Genomic DNA, 23,586 nt, shown 5'->3' on the forward strand with positions numbered 1-23,586 from the left:
TGTTGAATAATACTGTTTTATTGATAGATGGTAAATGTTTTTTTGATATAATAATTTGAAAATGAGAAATCTAATCCTTCTTGCAAACTTTTTTCCTTATGGTAATGGTGAACCATATTTGGAAACTGAGGTGAAATATTATGAACAGTATTTTGATCGTATTTATATTTGTTCATTGCAGTTAAGAAAAAGAGATCTACAATCTCGACGAGAATTACCTTCAGATAAATTTGAAGTATTCCCAGTTGAAAAAGCACCTAACTATGTTTATCTATTTAACTCACTTAGAGTTTTAGGAAATGCTAATCTTTATAAGGAATTGTGGAAGCTAGGTAAAGAGAAAAGAATGTCTTTTCAGCGTGTGGTGCGTCTGTTTGTTTATCTTAGTCGTTCGTATTATGAGGCTGGAAAAATAAAGAAATGGTTCAAAAGAAAAGTGACTTTTGATAATCTTGATTGTGGGGTTTTGTATTCATACCGTTTTGAATATCAACCTTATGTTGGATTACTGATTAAACAGGTATTACCCAATTTTAAAATTGTAGCTAGAGGGCATGGATTCGATTTGTATGAAGAAAGACATCAGGAACATTATATTCCTTTGCGTGAGTATTTATTGGAAAATCTTGATAAAACGATTATGATTGCACAAGATGGGGTTAATTATCTTGTGGAAAAATATCCTGTCTATAAGGAAAAAGTAATACTTTCTCGTCTTGGAACTATGGATCAAGGTCTGGCAATTCTTCCACAATCAATGGATGAATTTCGACTTGTCAGTTGTTCTACGGTCTCTCCTATAAAACGAATACATCTTATTGTGGAGGCATTAGCCCAAATTAAGAATATTCGAGTTCGATGGGATCATTATGGTGATGGCCTTTTATTGTCTGATATTAAGTGTCTTGCCGTAAAATTGTTGCATGGAAATATTCACTGGCATTTTCATGGGTATGTAGATAATCAAACTTTGATGTCTATTTATCAAAAGAAACCATACCATTTGTTTCTCAACGTTAGTTCATCAGAAGGAGTTCCTGTTTCTATCATGGAAGCCATGTCTTTTGGAATTCCTTGCGTAGCAACAGATGTTGGAGGAACTAAAGAGGTTATTGAAAATTATAAAAATGGGATCTTATTGTCTTCGGATTTTAAGCCCAAAGAACTTGCAGGTTGGATTATGCTTTTTTTTAAAATGGATGAAAAAGAATATCTGCTGTATAGAAATAACGCTCGGACAGGTTGGGAAGAATTTTATAATGCGGATAAAAATTATCGTATATTTTTGAACTTTCTGAATAATATGTGATTAGATGTGATTTGCTGTAATAAGAAAAATACATATACCCTAAAAATCTTCATATAAGTTTAATACTATATTTATTACTCTAATAGATGAAAAGAATAATGATTTTGGGAGCAAGTCTCCTCCAGCTTCCTGCTATAAAGAAGGCTAAAGAAATGGGTCTGGATGTAATTGCTGTAGACATGGATCCGGATGCTGTAGGGTTTAAAGAAGAGGGGATAACGAAATTGCAGATTAGCACGATAGATACACCCCGAATCGTAGAGGCTGCTCGTACTTATCAAATAGATGGGATAATGACGCTTGCTTCCGATATGCCTATGCAAGCGGTCGCTGCGGTGTGTGAAGAGTTGGGATTAATAGGTATTACCCCTCAAACGGCTCTTAATGCGACAAATAAGGCCGAAATGCGTAGATGTTTTAAGGCGCATGATGTTCCTATTCCTGAGTTTTATATAGTTAGTGAGCTTGATGAATTTATGGAGGCGACCAAACATTTTACGACTAAATTTATAATAAAGCCTGCTGATAATTCGGGGAATCGTGGGGTGAAACTTATAACAGATATAGCGGAAGAACAGGTTTTGATCCAAGCTTTTGATTATAGCAAAAAGTACAGTAGGGATGGGCGAGTTCTACTTGAAGAGTATATGGAAGGCGATGAGTTTAGTGTAGAGACAATGAGTGTTGATGGAGTATGCCATGTGATTCAAGTTACGGATAAACTAACTTCTGGTGCGCCCTATTTTGTAGAAATGGGACATACGCAGCCTTCCATGTTTGCGGAAGATATTAAAATGAGGATATCGGAAGTTGCAAAAGCAGGGATTAAAGCATTAGGTATCAATCATGGTCCTTCGCATACGGAAATAAAACTTACGTCTACTGGGCCTAAAATAGTGGAGATAGGCGCAAGATTGGGTGGAGGATGTATTACAACACATCTTGTTCCGCTATCAACAGGGGTAAATATGGTAGAGGCCAATATACGTATAGCTTTAGGAGAAACTCCTGATCTATGTAAGAAATATGATAAAGGTGCGGCTATTCGCTTCCTGCAACCTCTTCCAGGTATTTTTAAGTCGGTAGAAGGTGTAGATGAAGCCAGAGGTATCTCAGGCGTTATTGAGGTTGGATTTATGAAGAAAATAGGTGAAGTTATTCCGGAGCTATCTAATGGACTTGATCGAGTAGGCTATGTTATAACGCAAGGTAATACCCGTGAAGAAGCTGTAAGATTATGTGGGCAAGCTGTCAAAAAGATTAAATTTGAAATGGTGTAAATTATGTATAAAAGTTTTTTTAAGCGTTTATTTGATATTTGTGGTTCACTTTTAGCTATTCCTTTTGTTGTTATTATCGGCTTATTTGTAGGTTTGGCAATTTATTGGGAGGATAAAGGGGATGTATTCTATCTTGCTTCTCGACGTGGTCGTTATGGAAAGATATTTAAGATGTTTAAATTTCGTTCGATGAAAATGAATGCTCCAGATATTCGTAATTCGGATAATTCAACTTATAATTCTCCGGATGATCCAAGAGTTACTAAAGTGGGTAAGTTTATACGTAGAACTTCTATTGATGAATTACCTCAATTTTTCAATGTGTTGATTGGGGATATGAGTTTTATCGGGCCGAGACCTGTAACAATAGATCGCTCTTTTGAGGAATATGATGAAAAACGTAAGATACGTTTGGATGTACGTCCTGGAATTACTGGATATTCACAAGCTTATTTTCGAAATTCTATTTCAAATGAAAAGAAATTAGAGAAGGATGCTTTCTATGCTCGGAATGTCTCTTTTTGGGGTGATCTAAAAATTATTTTAGCAACAATTAATACAGTTATATTTCGCAGAAATATCTATAATAAAAAGAATCAATAATGAATGCTCAAAGGAAACGTTTACTCATATTAGGGGCCGGGCGTGGTCAAATAGGTTTGTATAAAGCAGCTCGTGAGATGGGAGTGATAAGCATTGCAGGGACAATGCCTAACAATAACCCTCCTTGTATACCATTGGCTGATGAGGTATGTTATATGGATATTCTTGATCCGGATGAGGTAGAGAGTAAGACTGCCGATTTACGATTTGATGGTGTGGCAACTTGCTGTCTAGATCGTGGGTTGAAAGCTCTTGGACGATTATGTGATAAACGCTCATTGCCGGGATATTCAGAGGAAGTCGCAGAGCTTTGTAATGATAAGTCAAAAATGAAACTTCGATTTAGTAAATATGGTGTAAATACGGCTGCATTTAAGCAAATATCTTCGGATGAAGATTTATTAGATGCTATAGATAAAATAGGAGGGTATCCTGTGATTATCAAAGCTACAGATCTAGCTGGTAGCCGAGGTATTTATAAAGCTAATAATGAGGAAGAAGCTTTTGAGGGATTTTATAAAGCAAAGAATGTCACTAAGGTTGATTATGTGCTTATAGAGAAATTCTTACAAGGGCGTGAATTTGGGGCACAGGCTTTTATCTCTAATGGTGAAATTCTTTTCGTCATGCCCCATGGTGATATACTTTACCAAGCAGATACGGCTGTTCCTGTAGGACATTATGTTCCTTATGAATGTTCAGATGTTCTTCGAGAAAAAATGACAGAAGAGGCTCGAAAAGCCATAAAGGCTATAGGGCTTGATGATTGCGCTGTTAATATTGATTTTATCGAAGAAGATGGTGTAATATATGTATTAGAGTTAACAGGACGAATCGGTGCTAATTGCTTACCTGAACTTGTAAGTATTAATTATGGACTAAATTATTACAAGATGGTGATTGCGGCAGCTTTAGGTATTGATCCGGTAGAAATATGGAATCAACGTCAAGTTGGTCAAGCTGGTTTGTCGAAAATGATAATTTCGCCAGAGCAGGAAGGAGTCTTGGAAGACATACGATATGTAGGTGAAAGAGACTCCTATATTTATGATTTGACATTCTTTGTACGTCCAGGTTCAGAGGTGAAGAGATTTGCCAATTCAAGTCATTGCTTGGCCCAAATAGTAGTAGAGGGGCAAAATCTTGAAGAGTGTGAGAGAAAAGTTGATTTAGTCACATCTAAAATAGAGATGAGACTAAAATGAGAATTATAAAGAAACGGGATATTTGATCGAGAAATAATTTTAATAAAGATGAAAAAAATACCTTTTTCACCTCCTGATATAACAGTGAGTGAGGTTGATTTAGTATCGGGTGCCCTTTATTCCGGTTGGATTACAATTGGTCCGAAAACAAAAGAGTTTGAGCGTAAGATCGCTGAATACTGCCATACTGATAAAGCTGTATGTTTAAATTCCGCTACAGCTTGTATGGAGTCTATATTGAGAGTATTAGGTGTTGGTCCCGGTGATGAGGTGATTACCAGTGCTTATACGTATACCGCTACCGCTAGTGTGACTTGTCATGTAGGTGCTAAGGTGGTTATGGTGGATACGGCTCCTGATTCTTTCGAGATGGATTATGATAAATTGGTGGAAGCTATAACCCCTAATACAAAAGTGGTGATCCCTGTGGATCTAGGAGGGGTTATATGCGACTATGATCGGATATATGCGTCGCTGGAAAGTAAACGACATTTATTCAATCCTGCGAATGAGATTCAGAAATTGTTTGGCCGAGTAATTGTTTTGGCAGATGCGGCACATGCTTTTGGTGCTCAATGGCATGGGAGGATGTGTGGCGAGGTGGCTGACTTTACATCTTTCTCTTTTCATGCGGTAAAGAATTTAACGACTGCTGAGGGAGGAGCGTTGACGTGGCGTACTATCCCGGGTTTGGATAATGAGGCTTTATATAAGCAATTCCAGCTTCTTTCGTTGCATGGGCAGAATAAAGACGCTCTTGCAAAAACACAGCTAGGGACTTGGGAGTATGATATCGTGGCACCTTATTATAAATGTAATATGACTGATATCATGGCTGCTATCGGTTTGGCTCAATTTGAACGTTATGACGGGATGCTTGCTAGACGCCAAGAGATTATCCGTCGTTATAACGAGTCTCTGAGATCTTATCATGTGCAAACTCTTAATCATTTAGATGGTGATCATATCTCCAGCGGACATTTATATTTGGTAAGATTGTTGGATAAATCCTTGGAACAACGAAATGATATTGTTATCAAAATGGCTGAACGTGGGATAGCGTGCAATGTACATTATAAACCTTTACCTATGATGACGGCCTATAAGAACTTAGGCTTTGATATCGCGGATTATCCAAATGCTTACAATCAATACCATAACGAGATTACTCTTCCTTTACATACCTTACTTTCTGATGAGGATATTGAGTATGTGATCTCTAATTTTATCGATATAATCTCCCAATAAACACATATAATAGCCCGGGATGATAAATGAGAGCAGTCCGTCGGAAAGATCTGGGAATCGACGACAACAAGCTGCGGTAGTTTTTCATAATTTATTTGGACGTAATAAGGTACTTAAGTATTTTGGCTGAGAAACAATTGTAGAGTAAACTTGTTTCATCAATAAAAAACAAAAGGGACAACCTTTTTTATTACTAAGTACAAACCGGGTCATATTAGACTGAAAGTAGTCAACAAAATTCATTAAACTTTTGTTTTCTCTAAGAGAAACTCTTATTCGCTTCGCTTCCTACATCTATTACCTGCGGAATCGACATGCGCTAGATGCACGACACCAGCGAACCATAATTATGATTCTTTTTTTTGAGATTCTCCTTAAAATATGGTAGATGCATACTGATAATTGTAGATGCTTTTTATCTACAACCAATATGCAATCTGTTTATTTATAGAGTTTTGATAGGGAGTGGTAGATGTTGTAGATGTTTTTATAAAATCAATTCCTTACGTAAACTTAGGGAATATCGGATAATTTATTTTATCCTAAAACAATGTGGGCTAAAAAGTATATGATATCTTTGCCTTCCTATGGTAAAGCTTGAATATCTAAAAAAGATATGTGTTCGTTGGATTATATTGGCGATTTTTCTTGTCGCTATATGGATCGTGATGGGAAATCCCAGATTAGGCGAATGGTATTCCCGTTCGATTTATCCATGGGTATCGGGTATGCTATCTCGTTTCTCCTGCTTGTTCCCTTTTTCCGTAGGGGATTGTTTTATTTATGGTAGCATTGCCGGGTTATTAGGGTATCTGTCGTATGCGATTATAAGGAGGCGGAGGATCGGGAGGACAATAAGGCATGTCGTGGAATATCTGGCATGGGTGTATGTCTGGTTCTATATCGCTTGGGGATTGAATTATTTCCGGGAAGATTTTTTCACTCGTACGCGAACCACTTATGTGCCTTTTTCCTCGGAACATTTCCAATCCTTCTTGGATGCCTACACGGATTCCCTGAACGCCTCATGGGTTCCGATAGAGACGATCGATCGGGAGGTCGTGAAAGAGGCGGTGCAGGAAGGGTATCGGGAATTGCCTACTCGTTTCGGGCTTACCACTCCCGGAACCTATCTTCATCCTAAAACGATGCTGTTCTCCCGGTTGATGAGTGGAGTAGGGGTGATGGGATATATGGGACCGTTTTTCACGGAGTTCAATTTGAACGGCCAGCTCTTGCCCGTGCAATATCCCGCCACTTACGCCCATGAGATGGCTCATGTGCTTAGTATATCCAACGAGGCCGAGGCTAATCTATACAGTTATTTAATATGCACGGGTTCTTCCGTGCCGGAAATCCGGTTCTCAGGCTACTTCTCTTTGCTGCCTTATGTGCTGAGCAACGCATATGTGGCTTTGGATAAGGACGCTTTTGAGGCATGGAAGAAAAGATTACGCCCCGAGATCAAGGACTTGTATAATGAGAAAGTCGCCTATTGGCAATCCCTATACAGCCCGTTGATCGGCGAGGCGCAAGACGTGGCCTATAATCTTTTCCTGAAAGGCAATAAGATACCTACTGGAACTGCTAATTATTCGGAGGTGATCGCCTTATTGATCGCTTTGGAAGTTAAATGATTTATTCATCATTTAACTTCCTCCAAATAAAGCACCCGGCTCGAGTAATCATTCTGTTTGTGATAATCGACAATGTGATTATAAGGGATTTCCAGTCCGTTCGCCATGAGATATTTCCCGGTGAAAGCTTTACCCTCGAAGGCCAGAGGCTCGTTGTCGATCCGGTTCAGCTCGCGGACTCTGTATTTCTTGTCTGGGGATAATCCGTTCATCTTTACACGGGGTAAATGCTGGTTGACAAAATGCTCGGTCTTCCACCAGTAAAATACGGCTTTGTCTTTCTCCGGTGAAGTGTACATCAAGGAGGCTACTCCCAAACCATCATAAGGAGAAACCAGACGGTAGATATCGCCGAATTGCACGATGGGGCGGATCGTCTTATAATCGACGATCGCCTTGCGGCAAAGCGTTTTCTCTTCTTCCGTCATATTCTTGGGTTGGATCTCCATGCCCAAACGGCCGCTCATCGCTACGTCGATCCGATATTTCAAGGGAATAACCCGGAATGTTTGATGGTTGGGGGCGGCGCTGATGTGTGAGGCCATGGCGATAGCCGGGAAAAAATAAGAAGTACCCCATTGCATATAGATACGCTGTAGGGCATCGGTATTGTCGCTTACCCAAAACTCATCGAAGTAAGGCATGACCCCGTAATTTGCCCGGCCTCCACCGCTGGCGCAAGCCTGTAGGGTTAAATCCGGGTATTTGGCTCGGATACGCTCACAGACTTTCTTGAATCCTTCGTGATATTCGATATACATATGGCTTTGCTGATCCGAAGGCAGATATTGGGAGCCATGGTTCAGGATGCTCATATTGGCGTCCCATTTGATATAATCGATCTCCGGGTATGTTGTCATCAAGTTGTCGACGATACCGAATATGAAGTCTTGCACCTCGGGATTGGAGAGATCAAGAACGACCTGTGTACCGCCACGCCCCAAGACGATTTCCCTGTTTGGAGCTTTCAATACCCATTCCGGATGCTTCTCGTACAATTCGCTTGTCGTGTTGGCCATTTCCGGCTCGATCCAGATACCGAATTTAATACCATGCTTGTTGGCGTCGGCGATCAGGCCCTCGATGCCTCTTGGTAGTTTTCGGGCATCAACCATCCAATCCCCTAAGGACGAGTTATCTTTATTACGAGGATATTTATCGCCAAACCAGCCGTCGTCCATGACGAACAACTCGCCGCCCATAGACTGGATATCACTCATCATTTGGTCCATACCTTCTTGATTGATATCGAAATATACACCTTCCCAACTGTTTAGTAAGATTTTCCGGGCGGTCGCTCCATTCGCTATCTTATGTTTGCGTGCCCATGCGTGGAAATTCCGGCTGCTTCCGCTTAAGCCGTCCTTGCTATAAGTCAGCGCCAATTCCGGCGTCCGGAAACTTTCTTTGGCTTTGAGGGTGTAAGCCGAGTTCTCCTCGTTTATTCCCGCGAAGAAATGGTGATGGTCGCTATCATCCGTATCGAAGAATAATTTGTAGTTACCGCTATAGCATAGGGCGACGCCAATAACGGAACCGGTGTTTTCCTTTGGTTTTCCGTCTAGGGAGATCATCACTTCGGCGTGGGCGGTATGGGAGTTGCGGATACCATCCTTGTTTTTTATCATCTTGATGCCCGGTCGTAACGGTTCTTGTGCCAATTGAGCCTCGTTTGCCCATGAGCCGTATAAGTGGGAAACCCATAAGTCTCCTTTCCGGATCGGCAGATAAGCGGAAGCGAAACGATTGAGGGTGATCGCTTTTTTCTCCTCATGCGTGATCTCTGTCCAAGTCTCGATGATATCGGCGTCCGGATAGGTTCTGTAACAGAGATTCATATAAAAAGGATACACTTTATCTTTTAATCGGATCGTTGTGATATCTGCTGTTTGCTCTTTTCGTGTATCTACTTTTATGACTTCCAGTTGAAGGGTCATATTCCCGTCGCCATGGGTAACGGACAATGCGCTTTCGGAGGGGCAATTCAAGCCGTAGACCGGATAAGCGGAAAATGTTTTCTGCTCGGTCTTGAGCAAGGTAGCCGCGTCGGAAGTGGATAACTTGTCTCCATAGTAGATGAATCTTACCTCTCCGCCGACAGGTGCGTCTAGCAATAATGAGGTATTCCTCGTGGAAATCAATACGTCTTGTGCCCATAAACTAGTGGTCAATAGGAAGGCGCAACATAAATAACCGAATTTACTCTTAATGTTCATTTTATTAGTAGGTGTTAGATTTAAATTCAGGGGCAAAAGTAGGAGAGAGCCGGTAGGTTTCCTAATAGGATTTTATCAGATACTGTTACTTTTCTGCTTTAACTAAAATTTGTTTCACGCAGAAGAAACCTGTGCTTTCATTAATGAAAATTCCATATTGTCTAATTCGAAAGAAATCACTAACTTTGCGGCAATTTTTTAGAAGCAAGATAAATACATCGCGATATGAGTAAGAAATTTACCGAATATTCTAAGTTTGACTTGTCGAACGTAAATAAAGAGGTGCTGAAGAAATGGAAGGATGGAGACATCTTCCATAAGAGTCTTGAAACAAGAGAGGGACATCCTACATTCGTATTCTACGAGGGTCCTCCATCCGCAAACGGTATGCCGGGTATTCACCATGTTATCGCCCGTTCGATTAAGGATATTTTCTGCCGCTATAAAACCATGAAGGGATTCTTGGTGAATCGTAAGGCGGGTTGGGATACACACGGTCTGCCTGTCGAGTTGGGCGTGGAGAAGGCTTTGGGCATCACGAAGGAAGATATCGGTAAGAAGATTTCTGTCGCTGAGTATAACGCCGCTTGCCGTAAGGACGTGATGAAGTTCACGAAAGAGTGGGAGGATCTGACGCAGAAGATGGGTTATTGGGTGGATATGGAGAATCCGTATATCACGTATGATAACCGCTATATCGAGACCTTGTGGTATCTATTGAAAGAGCTTTATAAGAAAGGTCTTTTATATAAAGGCTATACGATCCAACCGTATTCTCCCGCCGCGGGTACGGGCTTGAGCACGCACGAGTTGAACCAACCAGGCTGTTATCGTGACGTGAAGGATACGACTTGTACGGCACAGTTCCATATATTGGACCCGAAACCGGAGATGGCACAATTCGGCGATCCTTATTTCTTGGCATGGACAACGACTCCTTGGACGTTGCCTTCCAATACGGCGCTTTGCGTAGGCCCGAATATTACTTATCTGGCTGTACAGACTTATAATCCTTACACGGGTATCCCGATGACTGCTGTTATAGCGAAAGATTTATTGTCTGCTTATTTCAATCCGAAAGCCGCTGAGCTTTCTTTGTCTGATTACAAACCGGGTGACAAGCTGGTTCCTTTCAGCGTAGTAGGTGAGTGGAAGGGTTCCGAGTTGGCCGGTATGAAATATGAGCAATTGATCCCATGGGTAAATCCGGGTGAAGGTGCATTCCGTGTGATCACGGGTGATTTCGTTACGACAGAGGATGGTACGGGTATCGTACATATCGCACCGACGTTTGGTGCGGACGATAACCGTGTGGCGAAAACATTCGGGGTTCCTCCTTTGATGATGCAGGATAAGGATGGAAATATGCGCCCTATGGTGGATATGACCGGTAAGTTCTATAAGCTGGAAGACTTGGCTCCGGAGTTTGTACAAAATTGTATGAACGCTTCTGATTATGATCCATGGCAAGGAAAATTCGTGAAGAACGCTTACGATGATACGAAGACGGATAAAGATGAGACGTTAGATATAGAGATCTGCATGATGCTGAAGGCCCAGAACCGGGTGTTCAAGATCGAGAAGCATGTCCACAATTACCCGCATTGTTGGCGTACTGATAAGCCGGTATTGTATTATCCGTTGGATAGCTGGTTTATCCGCACGACCGCTTGCCGTGAGCGCATGATCGAGTTGAACAATACGATCAACTGGAAACCGCAGAGCACGGGTACGGGACGTTTCGGCAAATGGCTGGAGAACTTGCAAGACTGGAACTTGAGCCGCAGCCGTTATTGGGGTACTCCGTTACCGATCTGGCGTACGGAAGATGGTAGCGAGGAGAAGTGTATCGGTTCCGTGGTAGAGCTGTTCGGCGAGATCGAGAAATCGGTGAAGGCCGGCTTTATGGAGTCTAACCCTTATAAGGACTTCGCTCCGGGAGATTATACGAAGGAAAACTACGAGAAGATCGATTTGCACCGTCCGTATGTGGATGATATTATCTTGGTTTCCGCTTCCGGCAAGCCGATGAAGCGTGAGACAGACTTGATCGACGTATGGTTCGATTCCGGCGCTATGCCTTATGCCCAGATCCACTATCCGTTCGAGAACTTGAAGGAGTTCGATAATCGTCAGATCTATCCGGCTGACTTTATCGCTGAGGGTGTTGACCAGACACGCGGTTGGTTCTTTACCCTGCATGCTCTGGGCACCATGATCTTTGATAGCGTGGCTTACAAGGCTGTCGTGTCTAACGGTCTGGTATTGGATAAGAACGGAAACAAGATGTCTAAACGCTTGGGCAACGCTGTTGATCCATTCTCTACGATCGAGAAGTATGGTTCGGACCCGTTGCGTTGGTACATGATCACGAACGCTTCACCATGGGATAATATTAAGTTTGATATCGATGGTATCGAGGAAGTTCGCCGTAAGTTCTTTGGTACATTATATAATACGTATTCATTCTTTGCTTTGTACGCGAACGTGGATGGCTTCGACTACTCCGATCCGGATGTGGAATGGAGCAAGCGTCCGGAGATTGACCGTTGGATCCTTTCTCTGTTGAACAGCTTGGTGAAGGATGTGGATGGCTACTTGGAGGCTTACGAGCCGACTCGTGGCGGACGTGCTATCTCTGATTTCGTAAATGATAACTTGAGTAACTGGTATGTGCGTTTGAACCGCCGCCGTTTCTGGGGTGGTGGTATGACGGAGGATAAGTTGTCCGCTTACCAGACTTTATATACTTGCTTGGAGACAGTGGCTAAGTTGATGGCTCCGATCGCTCCGTTCTATGCCGATCAGTTATTCTTAGACTTGGTCGCTGTTACGGGACGTGAGAACGTTGAGTCCGTACACTTGTCCGATTTCCCGGTTTACGACGAGTCTAAGATCGACAAGAATTTGGAAGAGCGTATGCAAATGGCTCAAGATGTTTCTTCTATGGTATTGGCTCTTCGCCGCAAGGTGAATATCAAGGTTCGCCAGCCGTTGCATACGGTAATGATTCCGGTTGTAGACGCTCATCAACAAGAGAGTATCGAGGCCGTGAAGAACCTGATCTTGAACGAGGTGAACGTGAAGGAGCTGAAGTTCGTGGATAATACGGCAGGTATCTTGGTGAAGAAGATCAAACCGGACTTTAAGAAGTTGGGCCCGCGCTACGGAAAGATCATGAAGGCGTTGGCCGCCACGATTCAATCGATGAGCCAAGAAGATATCAACGCTTTCGAGAAAGCCGGAACGTTTACCTTGATGGTAGATGGACAGGAGGCCGTTTTGGAGCGTACGGATGTAGAGATCATCTCTGAGGATATCCCGGGTTGGTTGGTCGCTAATGAAGGTCGCTTGACAGTCGCTTTGGATATTACCGTAACCGAGGATTTGCGTAAGGAGGGGCTGGCCCGTGAGTTGGTGAATCGTATCCAGAACTTGCGTAAGAGCAGCGGTTTCGATATAACGGATAAGATCCATGTATCCATTCTTTCTTGCGAGGAGATGGATGAGGCGATCCATGATTATAAGGATTATATCGCTAACCAAGTATTGGCGGAATCTATCGAAATCATGGATAATGCGATCAGCGACGCTACGGAACTCGATTTCGAGGACTTTAAATTGTCCGTAAAGATCGAGAAAGCTTAAAAATAGAATAGCATTTCTTGCGGAAGAATTAGGAATGAAATATAGGAAAATCGATAATTATATTATCTTTGCATGCAAAGAAGAAATAATATGATTTTATATTCATTCTTAATTCTTCTTTTTGATTGATATTTGAACGATTGTTGAACCTAAATTTTTTTAGAACCATGGCAGAGAAGACAAGATATTCAGACGCTGAGCTCGAGGAGTTCCGCGCTATTATATTAGAGAAACTGGAAATCGCGAAGAGGGATTACGAGCTTTTGCGATCAGGGGTTACGAATTCCGACGGTAACGACGTGGCTGATACGTCTCCTACATTCAAGGTGCTGGAGGAAGGCGCTTCTACGTTATCGAAGGAAGAGGCGGGCCGTTTGGCGCAACGCCAGATGAAATTCATCCAGAATTTGCAGGCCGCTTTGATCCGTATCGAGAATAAGACCTACGGTATTTGCCGGGAGACTGGTAAATTGATCCCGAAAGAAAGGCTACGTGCCGTGCCTCATGCGACTTTAAGTATCGAAGCAAAACAAGGAGGTGCAAAGTAAATGAGATATTCTAAAGGTTGGGGAGCAGTGTTAATCATAATACTGCTCCTTCTTCTTGACCAAGCGCTGAAAATATGGATTAAGACCCACATGCAGTTGCATGAGAGTATAGAGATAACTCCGTGGTTTTATCTCTATTTTACCGAGAATCCGGGTATGGCATTCGGTATAGAGGTGATTGGGAAATTATTCCTTTCCGTATTCCGTATCGTGGCTGTATTGTTTATCGGATATTATTTGTATAAGCTGGTTAAAGAAAATTATAAATTCGGTTTTATTGCCTGTATATCTTTGGTTTTCGCGGGGGCGGTGGGAAATATAATCGACTCGATATTCTATGGCGTGATCTTCGACCATAGTTTCGGGCAACTCGCTACTTTTATGCCGGAGGGAGGTGGTTATGCCTCTTGGCTGCACGGTAAGGTGGTGGATATGTTCTATTTTCCATTGATAGAGACCGTATTCCCGGATTGGGTTCCGATCTGGGGTGGACAGGAGTTCGTTTTCTTCCGTCCGATCTTTAATTTGGCGGACTCGGCGATTTGCGTGGGAGTTTTCCTTTTGTTAATATTTTATCGGCATACTTTGTCGGCTAGCCTTTCGAAAGAAGAGAAATAAATGCGGAGAAAATTACGGATATATGGTATGGCTTTATTAGCCACGACGTTGCTGGCGGCATGTAGTAAGGTTCCGGATGGTATTCTGTCGGAGAAAAAGATGCAGGGTGTCTTGACGGATATGTTGCTGGCTGAGGCCATGGTAAATGTGGATTATAATACTTATAAATCCGATACCATGAAGCTTGCCTTGTATGAGTCTGTATTCCGTAAGCATGATATTACACAAGCGGTGTATGATAGCTCGTTGGTGTGGTACGGCCGTAACTTGGATATTTATATGGAGGTCTACAACCGGGTCTTGGCCGATCTTAATAAACGGATCAATAACTTAGGGGATGTGCAGGCGGACGCTGCGCCCGTATCTAACCGGGATTCCGTGGATATTTGGCCTCGCCGTTCTTATCTGGTCTTGTCTCCTACCTCTGTATTTAATGGGGTGACTTTCGATATACGTCCGGAAACGAATTATTCCTCGGGCAGTAGTTTCGTGCTGGGCATGCGTGTCTGGGGATTGAATAACAAAATGGCTTATAAGCCGGAGGTACGTTTAAGCGCGGACCAAGGTGATACGACCTTGACTGTGAATAGTAAGATCACGAAAGATGGATATCACGAGACGATCTTGAAGACTATACCAACTAAGAAAGTAAAGCGTGTGTTTGGATATATCCGTATGGATAATATGGATACGACTTATTATAAGGTGTATATAGATAGCTTAAGTTTGATGAAATATAACTATGGTAAGGAGCTTGCCGAATTACCTAAGGATTCTATTAAGTAATCTCTCTATTTGTTTATTGTACTTATGAGAAGAATTGCCGCTCATTACGTTTGGTGTAAGCAGGTTTATCGTATGCATTATATCGAACTGGATGATAATGGTGCGTTTCATGGTGTTTACCCGTTGAATGAGGAGATCGCTGGAACCGCTTTTTATGATGGAGTGCTGGTGCCGGTTCTTTCCTCGGAACCGGCGATTGGTTTTAAGCAGGTGATGGGATCTTGGCCGGCGTTAACCGAAAAGATTACGCCGGGTTGTTCAGTCCATATATATCGTTTAAGCGGGATTCCCTTGGCGTCTGCGAAACTCGGCACAGACCACGGCTGTAGCGATGGCCACATTGAGAGACTCTGAGGTGTCTCTTCCTTCCGGATAGTTCGGGATATACAATTTTTCGTTTACAAAAGCCTCGATGGCGGGACGTATTCCATTTCCTTCATTACCCATTATCAAGATACCGTTTCCGGATAAGGTTTTCTCATATAAGTTTTCTCCGCCAAGGAAGGTGCCGTATAAAGGTATGGCTTGGGCTGATTGGGCCTGTAAGAACGTTTCCAGATCGGTGTAATGTATTTTTACGTGGGCGAGCGCACCCATAGTGGCTTGTACGGTTTTTGGACTGAAAACATCGGCGGTATCTTTGCTGCATACGATATGGGAAATACCGAACCAGTCCGCTAACCGGATGATCGTACCTAAGTTGCCCGGATCTTGGATTCCGTCTAATGCGAGAACAAGCTCCTTTTCCGGCGTTATTTCCGTTATATCCCAATTGGGGCGTTTAAAGATCGCGAGTACATCTTGGGGATTTTTCAGGAAGCTGGCTTTACGAATATCATCTTCTTCCGCTACCAATAACTCCTTGGCCGGAATATCGCCTTGTGTAGCCATCCAAGATGGCTTGGCTATTAATAACTCACATTCAAAGGCGGGTAACATATCGGCTACCAATTTATTTCCTTCGGCTACAAAAACATTATTTTCATTCCGGAATTTCTTTAATTCCAGAGAACGGATGTATTTGACTTTGGTCTTGCTTAGCATCTTAGTTCTTTTTACAAAACAAAAGTACGGTAAATTCTTTAAATTCCAGTACATTCGCGATCGTAAAAAGCTTGGAATGATGAATCGATCTCTACGTATATGCTATTTTATCTGTATCGTACTACTGCTAGCCTCTTGTAGTACGACCAAGTTTGTGCCGGATGGGGAATATTTGCTGGATAAGGTGGAGATCGTGTCGGATAACAAGGATTATAAGTCTGCGGATTTAAAATCTTATCTTAGGCAGCAACCAAACTTCAAGGTGTTTGGTCTGATGAAGTGGCAGTTGTTTGTCTATGATTGGTCTGGTAAGAATGAGAAGAAATGGATCAATAAACAGTTACGTAGGATTGGTGAGCCTCCCGTGGTGCTGGATACGATGTTGGTGGAACAGTCCGCCATGGAACTAGAGCGTTTTTACATTAATAAAGGGTATGTCCATGCGGATGTATCAACGACGATCGATACGGCACGCCATAAGAAAGCGGTTGTAACTTACCATATAAAGGCGAACGATCCGTATAGGATACGCAATTACACGATGAAGTTCCCCGATCCGAAAATTGATAGTTTGGCACATCTGAAAGCGCCTCGCCGCTCTCCCTTAGCTTCTGCGTTCCGGTCCTCACAGGAAGAGTATAACCAATTAGTTAAGGAAGGAACTTTATTTGACCGGGATATATTGGACAAGGAGCGGGAGCGTATTACGACCTTACTTCGCTGGAACGGGTATTATGGTTTTAATCGGGATTATTTAGGATATATCGCTGATAGTTCTTTTAACCAAAATGTCGTGGATCTTGATATGTCCATGAAACCTTATCGGAAGGTGTTGCCCAATGGGTCGGTAGAGGATCAGCCGCATCGTCAGTATTATATTAAGGATGTGACGGTCTTAACCGATTATAATCCGATGGGGGTAGGAGAGGACGCTAGTTTCATGGCTACAGATACGATGCTCAGCGCAGGGGTGAATATCGTATATGGCCGGAACGGGAAGAGTATCCGTCCGAGCGTGCTCCGGAGGAGTACTTATATTCGTCCGGGGCAATTATTTAGTGAGAAGAATATAGAGCAGACCTATTCAGCGTTCGCTTCTCTAAGGGCTTTGAGGAATGTAAATATACGTTTTACGGAAGTAGAGGAGCGGGATACGATGAAATTGGATTGTTACATTCTCACTTCTCCCGCGAAGATAAATACGGTGGGAGTGGATTTGGAAGGTACTAACTCGGCGGGTGATTATGGGTTTGCCTCCAGCTTGAATTATCAGCATAGGAATATCTTCCGAGGATCGGAGCTGTTCTCGGCGAGGGTGAGAGGGGCTTACGAGGCGTTATCCGGAAATAAGGCGAATGGCTTTGGTAATTACTGGGAGTTAGGTGCGGAAGGGTCCTTGCTGTTTCCTCGTTTCTTGTTCCCGTTCTTGAGTTCGGATTTTCGTAGGCGGCTACGTGCGTCAACTGAAGCGAAAATAAGTTACAACCTGCAAAAACGTCCGGAGTATACGAGGGCGATTCTATCTGGTGGTTGGAGTTATATTTGGCAAGATCGGGGCAATACACAGGCACGCCATACCTTTAAGCTTGTAGACTTGAATTATGTGTATTTGCCGGATAAGAATATGGACTTTATCAATAGCTTGCCGGATTATATGGTGTTGTATAACTATACGAACCATTTTATCATGAGTTCGGGATATACTTATTCCTTCAGTAATTATTCTCCCCAGAATCGTTTGAGAAACACGCATTCCCTACGTGCGTCGGTCGAGGTCGCAGGGAATTTGTTGAGTGCATTTTCGCATCTTACGGGGGCGAAGAAAAATGATGACGGTTATTATGAGTTGTTTGGTACGGAATATGCGCAATATGTGAAATTGGATTTCGATTTTAGTAAAGGAATCGTGCTTGACAGTCGTAACAAGTTAGCTTTCCATATAGGAGTGGGAGTGGGGATGGCTTATGGTAACTCAAACTATTTACCTTTTGAGCGTGCTTATTTCTCGGGGGGAGCGAATAGTGTCCGGGGATGGTCTGTACGAGAGTTAGGTCCGGGTAGTATGGAAGTTGACAGCACGACTTCTTTCGCTCTTCAATCGGGGGATATCCGCTTGGATTTGAACTTGGAATATCGAACGAAACTTTTTTGGAAGTTTGAATTGGCGGCTTACATAGATGCCGGAAACATATGGACCCGGAATGTATCAGATGAACGCTATAAGGCTGGAAACTTTGATTTCTCTCGTTTTTATAAGGAGATCGCTGTTTCCTATGGTTTGGGACTTCGTTTGGACTTTGATTTCTTTCTACTACGTTTAGATACAGGCTTCAAGGCTTATAATCCTCAGGAGAAAAAGTCTAGGCGTTGGGCGATAACCCGTCCTAATTTCAAGGATAATTTCGCCTTGCATTTTGCCGTTGGTTATCCATTCTAAATTCAATATGTAAAAAAGTGTACTAAAAGTTTGCAAGGAAAAGAAAAATCCTTACCTTTGCACCACGAAAATAAGGATGGTCAGGTAGCTCAGCTGGATAGAGCAACAGCCTTCTAAGCTGTGGGTCCTGGGTTCGAATCCCAGCCCGATCACGAGGGAGATTCTAAAAGAGTCTCCCTTTTTTGTTATAATCAGATGCCAGTTTTTTTCTTTTGCTTGTTTTGATCGTTGTTTATTGATCTTTTATGGAAAACTTTGAGTGTTATCTATCGGTTATTATATAGAAGATTTCGAGATAGAATTTCATAATTTTGTTTTTGATGGGATAAGGGCTATTAAGCAGGATTCCTGTATTTGAGATTAAACAGATTGTAAATATTTAAAAAGTAGATAAGATGGAAACATTTGACGATATCATTAAAGGGGATAAACCTGTATTGGTGGATTTTTTTGCGACATGGTGCGGCCCGTGTAAGGTGTTGAGTCCGACGGTCGAGGCATTGGGGAAGGAGTTGGCGGGACAAGTGCGTGTCCTTAAAATTGATGTAGATAAGAACGAGGCACTTGCCAGACAGTTGAGGATTCAATCTGTACCCACTTTGATCATCTTCAAGAAAGGTGAGATCGTATGGCGCTCTTCCGGCGTGATGGACTACGGAAGCCTTTTACAGAAGGTGCAAAGCTATATTGATTAAAAGCCGTTCATCGGGATCAATACCGTCGGGATCAATAAAAGGAATCCAAGGATCACTAGGACAAGGATGAACTTCCATGCCCATTTGAACCATTTATCATACGGGATACGGCTTACTCCTAGAACCGCTATCAGGACACCTGATGTGGGAGTTATCAGGTTCGTGAAGCCATCGCCAAACTGAAAGGCCATGACGGTGGCTTGCTTGGATAAACCGATCAACTCCGAGAATGGGGCCATGATAGGCATGGTAAGGGCCGCTTTGGCGCTTCCGGAAGGAATCACTAGATTGATAAGCGTTTGGATAACGTACATCATCCCGACCGTAGCTACTTGTCCCAGGCCTTCCATCCCTTTCGCTAGGTTAAAGAGAATCGTATCGATCACTTTGCCTTCTTGTAGGATTACGATGATACCTCCTGCCAAACCGACAACCAAGGCGGCGCTCATAATATCCTTGCAGCCCTCTAAGAATAGTTTCACAAGCTCATTCGGATTGCGTCCATTGGCAATTCCCGCCGCTATGCCCAAGGCGAAGAACAAGGTCGCTATTTCCATAATATACCAACCGTAGCCCATTACGCCTGTTATCAAGAAAAAGATCGTGAAGAATAAAAGGTTCAATATATATAAGTGCACGGTTTTCCGTAGGGTAAATATCGAGCAGATCACGAACGCTACGCTAAGAATCGGAATTAAGGGTAGTCCCTTGATTACGCTATTTCCTATTTTTAAGGATGTCTGGGGATAATAGATCGAAAAGATAACGAGTACGATAGTCAATAGGACGAAACTGATCCATGCGGCTTTCGGGGTTCTGTATACGATTTCCAAGGAATTGGTACTATGCAAATCTCTCCAATATTGATCATCCTCATAGACTGGAGACAATTGAGGGTTCTTTTTTACCTTGGCGGCATAACGCAATATCCATGTGAAGCCTACCGCATTGATAATACACCAGCAAACGATGCGATACTCGATACCGGAGAAAAGAGGAATCCCCGCCAAGCCTTGCGCTATACCGATCGTGAAAGGGTTTAAAATCGCTCCGGCGAAACCTAATCCCGCCGCTATAAAAACCATACATACGCCAGTTATGGAATCGTACCCCATAGATATCGCCATCGGGACCAAGACCAGACAAAAAGCGATGGTTTCCTCACTCATCCCGAATACAGCCCCGAATATACTGAAAAGTAACATGATGGCGGTCAATAAGAAATTATCTATGCCTATTTTACGAAGGATAGGGTTGTTCTCCATTTTGCGTGCTTTCCGCAGGAAACTGACTGTTCCGATATCAAATGCCTTACTGTCGTTCACGATCCAGAATGCACCACCGATGATAAGGATAAAGACAATGATATCCGCCTTGTCTACAAATCCTTTATAAAAGGCGGAGAGTACTTCCCAAGTCTGAGGTACGCTTTCCACGGATTCATATACAACGGTTCGCTCTCCGTCCGGGCTGATACTTTCCGTATATTGCCCACCGGGAATAACCCATGTCAATATGGCGCAAAATAAGATGATGTAAAAGATAATTACGTATGTGTGGGGTATTTGTCTCTTTTTCATGATTCTGTTTTTTCGTCTTCTTCTGTTAATATTCCGATCTCGGGAAGGATAGCCCGGGCCTCACGGTCACTAAGCGTATCTACGTCTTTGAGTTTACGTTGGATGGCACGGGTACGGGTACCTAAAACCTCTTCTATTTGCCCGCTGGCGGTTTGCAAGTTCTTTTGGGCTTTCTCGAGCATACCGCCTACTTTCTCGAATTCTTTTTTCACGGCCCCTAAGATCGTCCATACCTCCCCTGAGTGCTTTTGGATCGCCAATGTACGGAAGCCCATTTGTAAACTGTTTAGTATGGCCGCTAGGGTAGTGGGACCTGTTACGACTACCTTGTAGTTTCGTTGCAAGTCCTCCAATAAAGCGGAACGGCGTACGACCTCGGCGTAAATGCCCTCGAACGGCAGGAACATAATGCCGAAATCGGTCGTGGCGGGAGGCGCCAGATATTTGTCCGAAATATCTTTAGCCATCTTCTTGATCGTTGTCTCCAATAATTTTCCGGCTGTCTCGATCGCTTGGGAATCTGCGGCATCGTAAGCGTCTAGGAGCTGTTCGTATACATCTTTCGGGAATTTAGCGTCTATGGGAAGGTATACGAATTCTCGGGCATCATCCCGCCCGGGGAGCTTGACAGCGAATTCAACGACAGCGTCCGAACCTTTCCGGGTATGTACATTCGCCTCGTATTGCTCTGGTGCCAATAACTGCTCCAATAACATACTGAGTTGGATCTCCCCGATATTTCCCCGGGTCTTGACATTACTAAGTACCCGTTTTAACCCGCCTACATCCTGCGCTAAGGTTTGCATCTCGCCCAGTCCTTTTTGTACACTTTCTAATTGTTCGGTGACTAAACGGAAAGATTGCCCGATACGGTCGTTCAATGTCTTTTGAAGTTTCTCATCTACGGTGACTCGGATTTCTTCCAGTCTTTTTTCCGTGTTATCCACTAATCTCTGCTGGCGTTCGTCCAAGGCGGCGAATTTCTCTTTCTGCAACCTGTTAAAAGAATCGATACCACGTTCGAAAGCTTCCCTGAACTCGTTCATGGAATGAGCCAGTTCTTCTCGGTTATCTTTCGCTACCAAACGGCTTTCTTCCCGGTTCAGGCGGAAGTCTTCCCTAAAGTTTTTCTCGATACGGTCGAACGAGCGTTGTATCTCGTTTAGCAACTTTTCCAGGTCTTCTTTGTTATTATTTAGCTGTTTAGGACGCAAAAGGATTTGCATCACGATGATTATAAGAAGTCCGCCGATAATAATCCAATCCATCTGTTTTTGATTTTGACGTCAAAGATAGATAATCTATATTTTGTAACAGCAGTTAAATAGAGTTAAATAAAAGAACATTGTTTATTTTCGTTTGTTTTATCGACAGAAAGCTGCTTATATTTGTGCAGCCAACTTAAGTAAGACTATTAAATTTACATACAAAGATGGCAAAAGTAACATTAAAAGGTAACGAGATTCATACGAACGGCGAGTTGCCGAAAGTTGGGACAGAGGCTCCGGACTTCAAGGGTGTAAAAAGTGATTTATCCGAATTGTCGTTAAGCGACTTGAAAGGAAAGAAAGTGGTGATAAATGTTTTCCCGAGCTTGGATACAAGTGTATGTGCGGCCTCGGTAAGACGCTTCAATAAAGAAGCCGCTTCGCATCCGGATACGGTAGTATTAGCTGTTTCTAAAGATTTACCTTTTGCGCATGGACGTTTCTGTACTACGGAAGGTATTGATAAGGTGATTACATTGTCTGTGTTCCGGTGTTCATGTTTTGAGGATAAGTACGGGATGCTTCTGGTAGACGGTCCGCTGAAAGGGTTATTAGCCCGTGGCGTGATAGTGGTCGATGGAGCTGGTAAGGTGGTTTATGAGGAACTTGTTCCCGAGATTACTACCGAGCCGAATTACGATGCGGCTTTAGCTGCATTGAAATAAATGTAGTAGATTATTGTTTTTCATTGGTTAAAGTTAAGGGTTAGTGTAGGAGGCCGTCGGATGTGAATCCCGCGGCCTTCGTTTTTGTGTGAAGAGGCTAAAGTTTTCCTTCCAGCTCGTCGACGATTTGCCCATCGAAGAGATTGATGATACGGTCGGCGTAGGTTGCGTCATGTTGCGAGTGTGTCACCATGACGATCGTAGTCCCTTCGGCATTCAGTTGACTGAGTAATTTCATAATTTCAAGACTGTTTTTAGAGTCGAGGTTTCCAGTCGGTTCGTCCGCCAATATCAGCATCGGTTTACCTACGACGGCGCGAGCGATGGCGACACGTTGCTGCTGGCCGCCGGAGAGTTGCTGCGGATAATGTTTGGCACGTTGGCTGAGGCGTACTTTGCGCAGGATGTCGAGTACTTGTTGTTTGCGCTCAGCCTTGGGGATGCCGAGGTATTTCAATTGGAGGTCTACGTTTTCCTCGACTGTAAGCTCGTCAATGAGATTGAAGCTTTGGAAGACGAAACCAATGCGTCCCTTGCGATAGCGTGTACGGTCTTTCTCCTTTAGGTGTCCCACCTCTTCGCCTTCTAATAGATAGCTGCCCTCGTCTGGGTTATCTAGCAGGCCGAGAATATGCAGCAGGGTTGATTTGCCGCATCCGCTGGGTCCCATGATGGCGATGAACTCGCCCTTTTTCACTTCCATGCTTATGCCATTGAGCGCGATGGTTTCTACTTCTTCCGTCCGGAAGTTTTTGCTGAGGTTCTTTATTTGAATCATGACTTGTCTTGTTTTTGTGAG

General features: G+C 43.1%; 19 protein-coding genes and 1 tRNA gene. 15 read left to right on the forward strand and 5 right to left on the reverse strand.

The genetic code is table 11. From position 1 onward, the window contains the following. Window positions 1-61 precede the first annotated feature (61 nt). The 6 genes from D7V92_RS12650 (at window position 62) to D7V92_RS12675 (ending at window position 7,282) form a co-directional block, all read left to right on the forward strand. Window positions 62-1,309: a glycosyltransferase gene (locus D7V92_RS12650; protein ID WP_009276276.1), complete on the forward strand. Its 1,248-nt coding sequence runs from the start codon at window positions 62-64 to the stop codon at window positions 1,307-1,309. A gap of 86 nt (window positions 1,310-1,395) precedes the next feature. Continuing rightward, the gene (locus D7V92_RS12655) at window positions 1,396-2,589 is read left to right on the forward strand and encodes an ATP-grasp domain-containing protein (RefSeq protein ID WP_226766751.1); all 1,194 of its coding nucleotides are present in this window, start codon (window positions 1,396-1,398) and stop codon (window positions 2,587-2,589) included. 3 nt (window positions 2,590-2,592) lie between these two features. Further along, entirely contained in the window at window positions 2,593-3,192 is a 600-nt protein-coding gene (locus D7V92_RS12660) for a sugar transferase (protein ID WP_009276278.1), read from the forward strand. Then, window positions 3,192-4,397, forward strand: coding sequence for an acetyl-CoA carboxylase biotin carboxylase subunit family protein (locus tag D7V92_RS12665; RefSeq protein ID WP_009276279.1), 1,206 nt, complete (start codon window positions 3,192-3,194; stop codon window positions 4,395-4,397). The genes D7V92_RS12660 and D7V92_RS12665 overlap by 1 nt, the downstream gene beginning before the upstream one ends. Window positions 4,398-4,445: 48 nt before the next feature. Next, window positions 4,446-5,645, forward strand: a complete 1,200-nt coding sequence (locus tag D7V92_RS12670) for a DegT/DnrJ/EryC1/StrS aminotransferase family protein (RefSeq protein ID WP_121773004.1) — start codon at window positions 4,446-4,448, stop codon at window positions 5,643-5,645. Window positions 5,646-6,232: 587 nt separating this feature from the next. Further along, the gene (locus D7V92_RS12675) at window positions 6,233-7,282 is read left to right on the forward strand and encodes a DUF3810 domain-containing protein (protein WP_121773005.1); all 1,050 of its coding nucleotides are present in this window, start codon (window positions 6,233-6,235) and stop codon (window positions 7,280-7,282) included. Window positions 7,283-7,290: 8 nt separating this feature from the next. Here the strand turns inward: D7V92_RS12675 and D7V92_RS12680 are convergent, their stop codons facing one another. Then, window positions 7,291-9,498 (reverse strand): alpha-galactosidase, encoded by a 2,208-nt coding sequence (locus D7V92_RS12680; protein ID WP_121773006.1) that lies wholly within the window; start codon window positions 9,496-9,498, stop codon window positions 7,291-7,293. 225 nt (window positions 9,499-9,723) lie between these two features. Here D7V92_RS12680 and ileS point away from each other — a divergent pair, with 225 nt between their 5' ends. The 5 genes from ileS to D7V92_RS12705 all read left to right on the forward strand — a co-directional run bounded on the left by ileS (window position 9,724) and on the right by D7V92_RS12705 (window position 15,452). Next, window positions 9,724-13,146 (forward strand): isoleucine--tRNA ligase, encoded by a 3,423-nt coding sequence (ileS, locus tag D7V92_RS12685; RefSeq protein ID WP_121773007.1) that lies wholly within the window; start codon window positions 9,724-9,726, stop codon window positions 13,144-13,146. 167 nt (window positions 13,147-13,313) lie between these two features. After that, complete coding sequence (locus tag D7V92_RS12690) at window positions 13,314-13,694, forward strand: TraR/DksA C4-type zinc finger protein (protein WP_005855535.1); 381 nt, start codon at window positions 13,314-13,316, stop codon at window positions 13,692-13,694. Then, window positions 13,695-14,312: a lipoprotein signal peptidase gene (locus tag D7V92_RS12695; protein WP_005865261.1), complete on the forward strand. Its 618-nt coding sequence runs from the start codon at window positions 13,695-13,697 to the stop codon at window positions 14,310-14,312. After that, window positions 14,313-15,098, forward strand: coding sequence for a DUF4296 domain-containing protein (locus tag D7V92_RS12700; protein WP_008771662.1), 786 nt, complete (start codon window positions 14,313-14,315; stop codon window positions 15,096-15,098). Between the two features lie 24 nt (window positions 15,099-15,122). Continuing rightward, on the forward strand, window positions 15,123-15,452 hold the full coding sequence (locus D7V92_RS12705; RefSeq protein ID WP_229033074.1) for a hypothetical protein: 330 nt from the start codon (window positions 15,123-15,125) through the stop codon (window positions 15,450-15,452). On the opposite strand, the gene D7V92_RS12710 is transcribed toward D7V92_RS12705, so the two are convergent. After that, entirely contained in the window at window positions 15,375-16,142 is a 768-nt protein-coding gene (locus D7V92_RS12710) for an RNA methyltransferase (RefSeq protein WP_005855539.1), read from the reverse strand. The genes D7V92_RS12705 and D7V92_RS12710 overlap by 78 nt on opposite strands. Window positions 16,143-16,218: 76 nt before the next feature. Here D7V92_RS12710 and D7V92_RS12715 point away from each other — a divergent pair, with 76 nt between their 5' ends. From D7V92_RS12715 to trxA, 3 genes are all read left to right on the forward strand, one after another. Next, a complete protein-coding gene (locus tag D7V92_RS12715; RefSeq protein ID WP_081032016.1) occupies window positions 16,219-18,579 on the forward strand; it encodes a BamA/TamA family outer membrane protein in 2,361 nt (786 codons plus the stop codon). Between the two features lie 78 nt (window positions 18,580-18,657). Next, a tRNA-Arg gene (locus tag D7V92_RS12720) sits at window positions 18,658-18,731 on the forward strand. Window positions 18,732-18,974: 243 nt separating this feature from the next. Further along, window positions 18,975-19,274 carry a thioredoxin gene (gene trxA / locus D7V92_RS12725; RefSeq protein WP_008771664.1) on the forward strand — a complete coding sequence of 100 codons (300 nt, stop codon included), beginning with the start codon at window positions 18,975-18,977 and terminating at the stop codon, window positions 19,272-19,274. On the opposite strand, the gene D7V92_RS12730 is transcribed toward trxA, so the two are convergent. Together D7V92_RS12730 and D7V92_RS12735 are read right to left on the reverse strand one after the other, a co-directional pair. Next, window positions 19,271-20,854, reverse strand: coding sequence for a YfcC family protein (locus D7V92_RS12730; RefSeq protein ID WP_036613427.1), 1,584 nt, complete (start codon window positions 20,852-20,854; stop codon window positions 19,271-19,273). The two genes, trxA and D7V92_RS12730, sit on opposite strands and share 4 nt — an antisense overlap. After that, window positions 20,851-22,122, reverse strand: coding sequence for a DNA recombination protein RmuC (locus D7V92_RS12735; RefSeq protein ID WP_057319752.1), 1,272 nt, complete (start codon window positions 22,120-22,122; stop codon window positions 20,851-20,853). The genes D7V92_RS12730 and D7V92_RS12735 overlap by 4 nt, the downstream gene beginning before the upstream one ends. Window positions 22,123-22,286: 164 nt before the next feature. Here D7V92_RS12735 and tpx point away from each other — a divergent pair, with 164 nt between their 5' ends. Then, window positions 22,287-22,787: a thiol peroxidase gene (gene tpx, locus D7V92_RS12740; RefSeq protein WP_005865275.1), complete on the forward strand. Its 501-nt coding sequence runs from the start codon at window positions 22,287-22,289 to the stop codon at window positions 22,785-22,787. 97 nt (window positions 22,788-22,884) lie between these two features. Here tpx and D7V92_RS12745 read toward each other — a convergent pair whose 3' ends face one another. Then, window positions 22,885-23,565 (reverse strand): ABC transporter ATP-binding protein, encoded by a 681-nt coding sequence (locus D7V92_RS12745; protein ID WP_005865277.1) that lies wholly within the window; start codon window positions 23,563-23,565, stop codon window positions 22,885-22,887. Window positions 23,566-23,586 lie beyond the last annotated feature (21 nt).

The organism is Parabacteroides sp. CH2-D42-20, assembly GCF_003670185.1.
Classification (GTDB): domain Bacteria; phylum Bacteroidota; class Bacteroidia; order Bacteroidales; family Tannerellaceae; genus Parabacteroides; species Parabacteroides distasonis.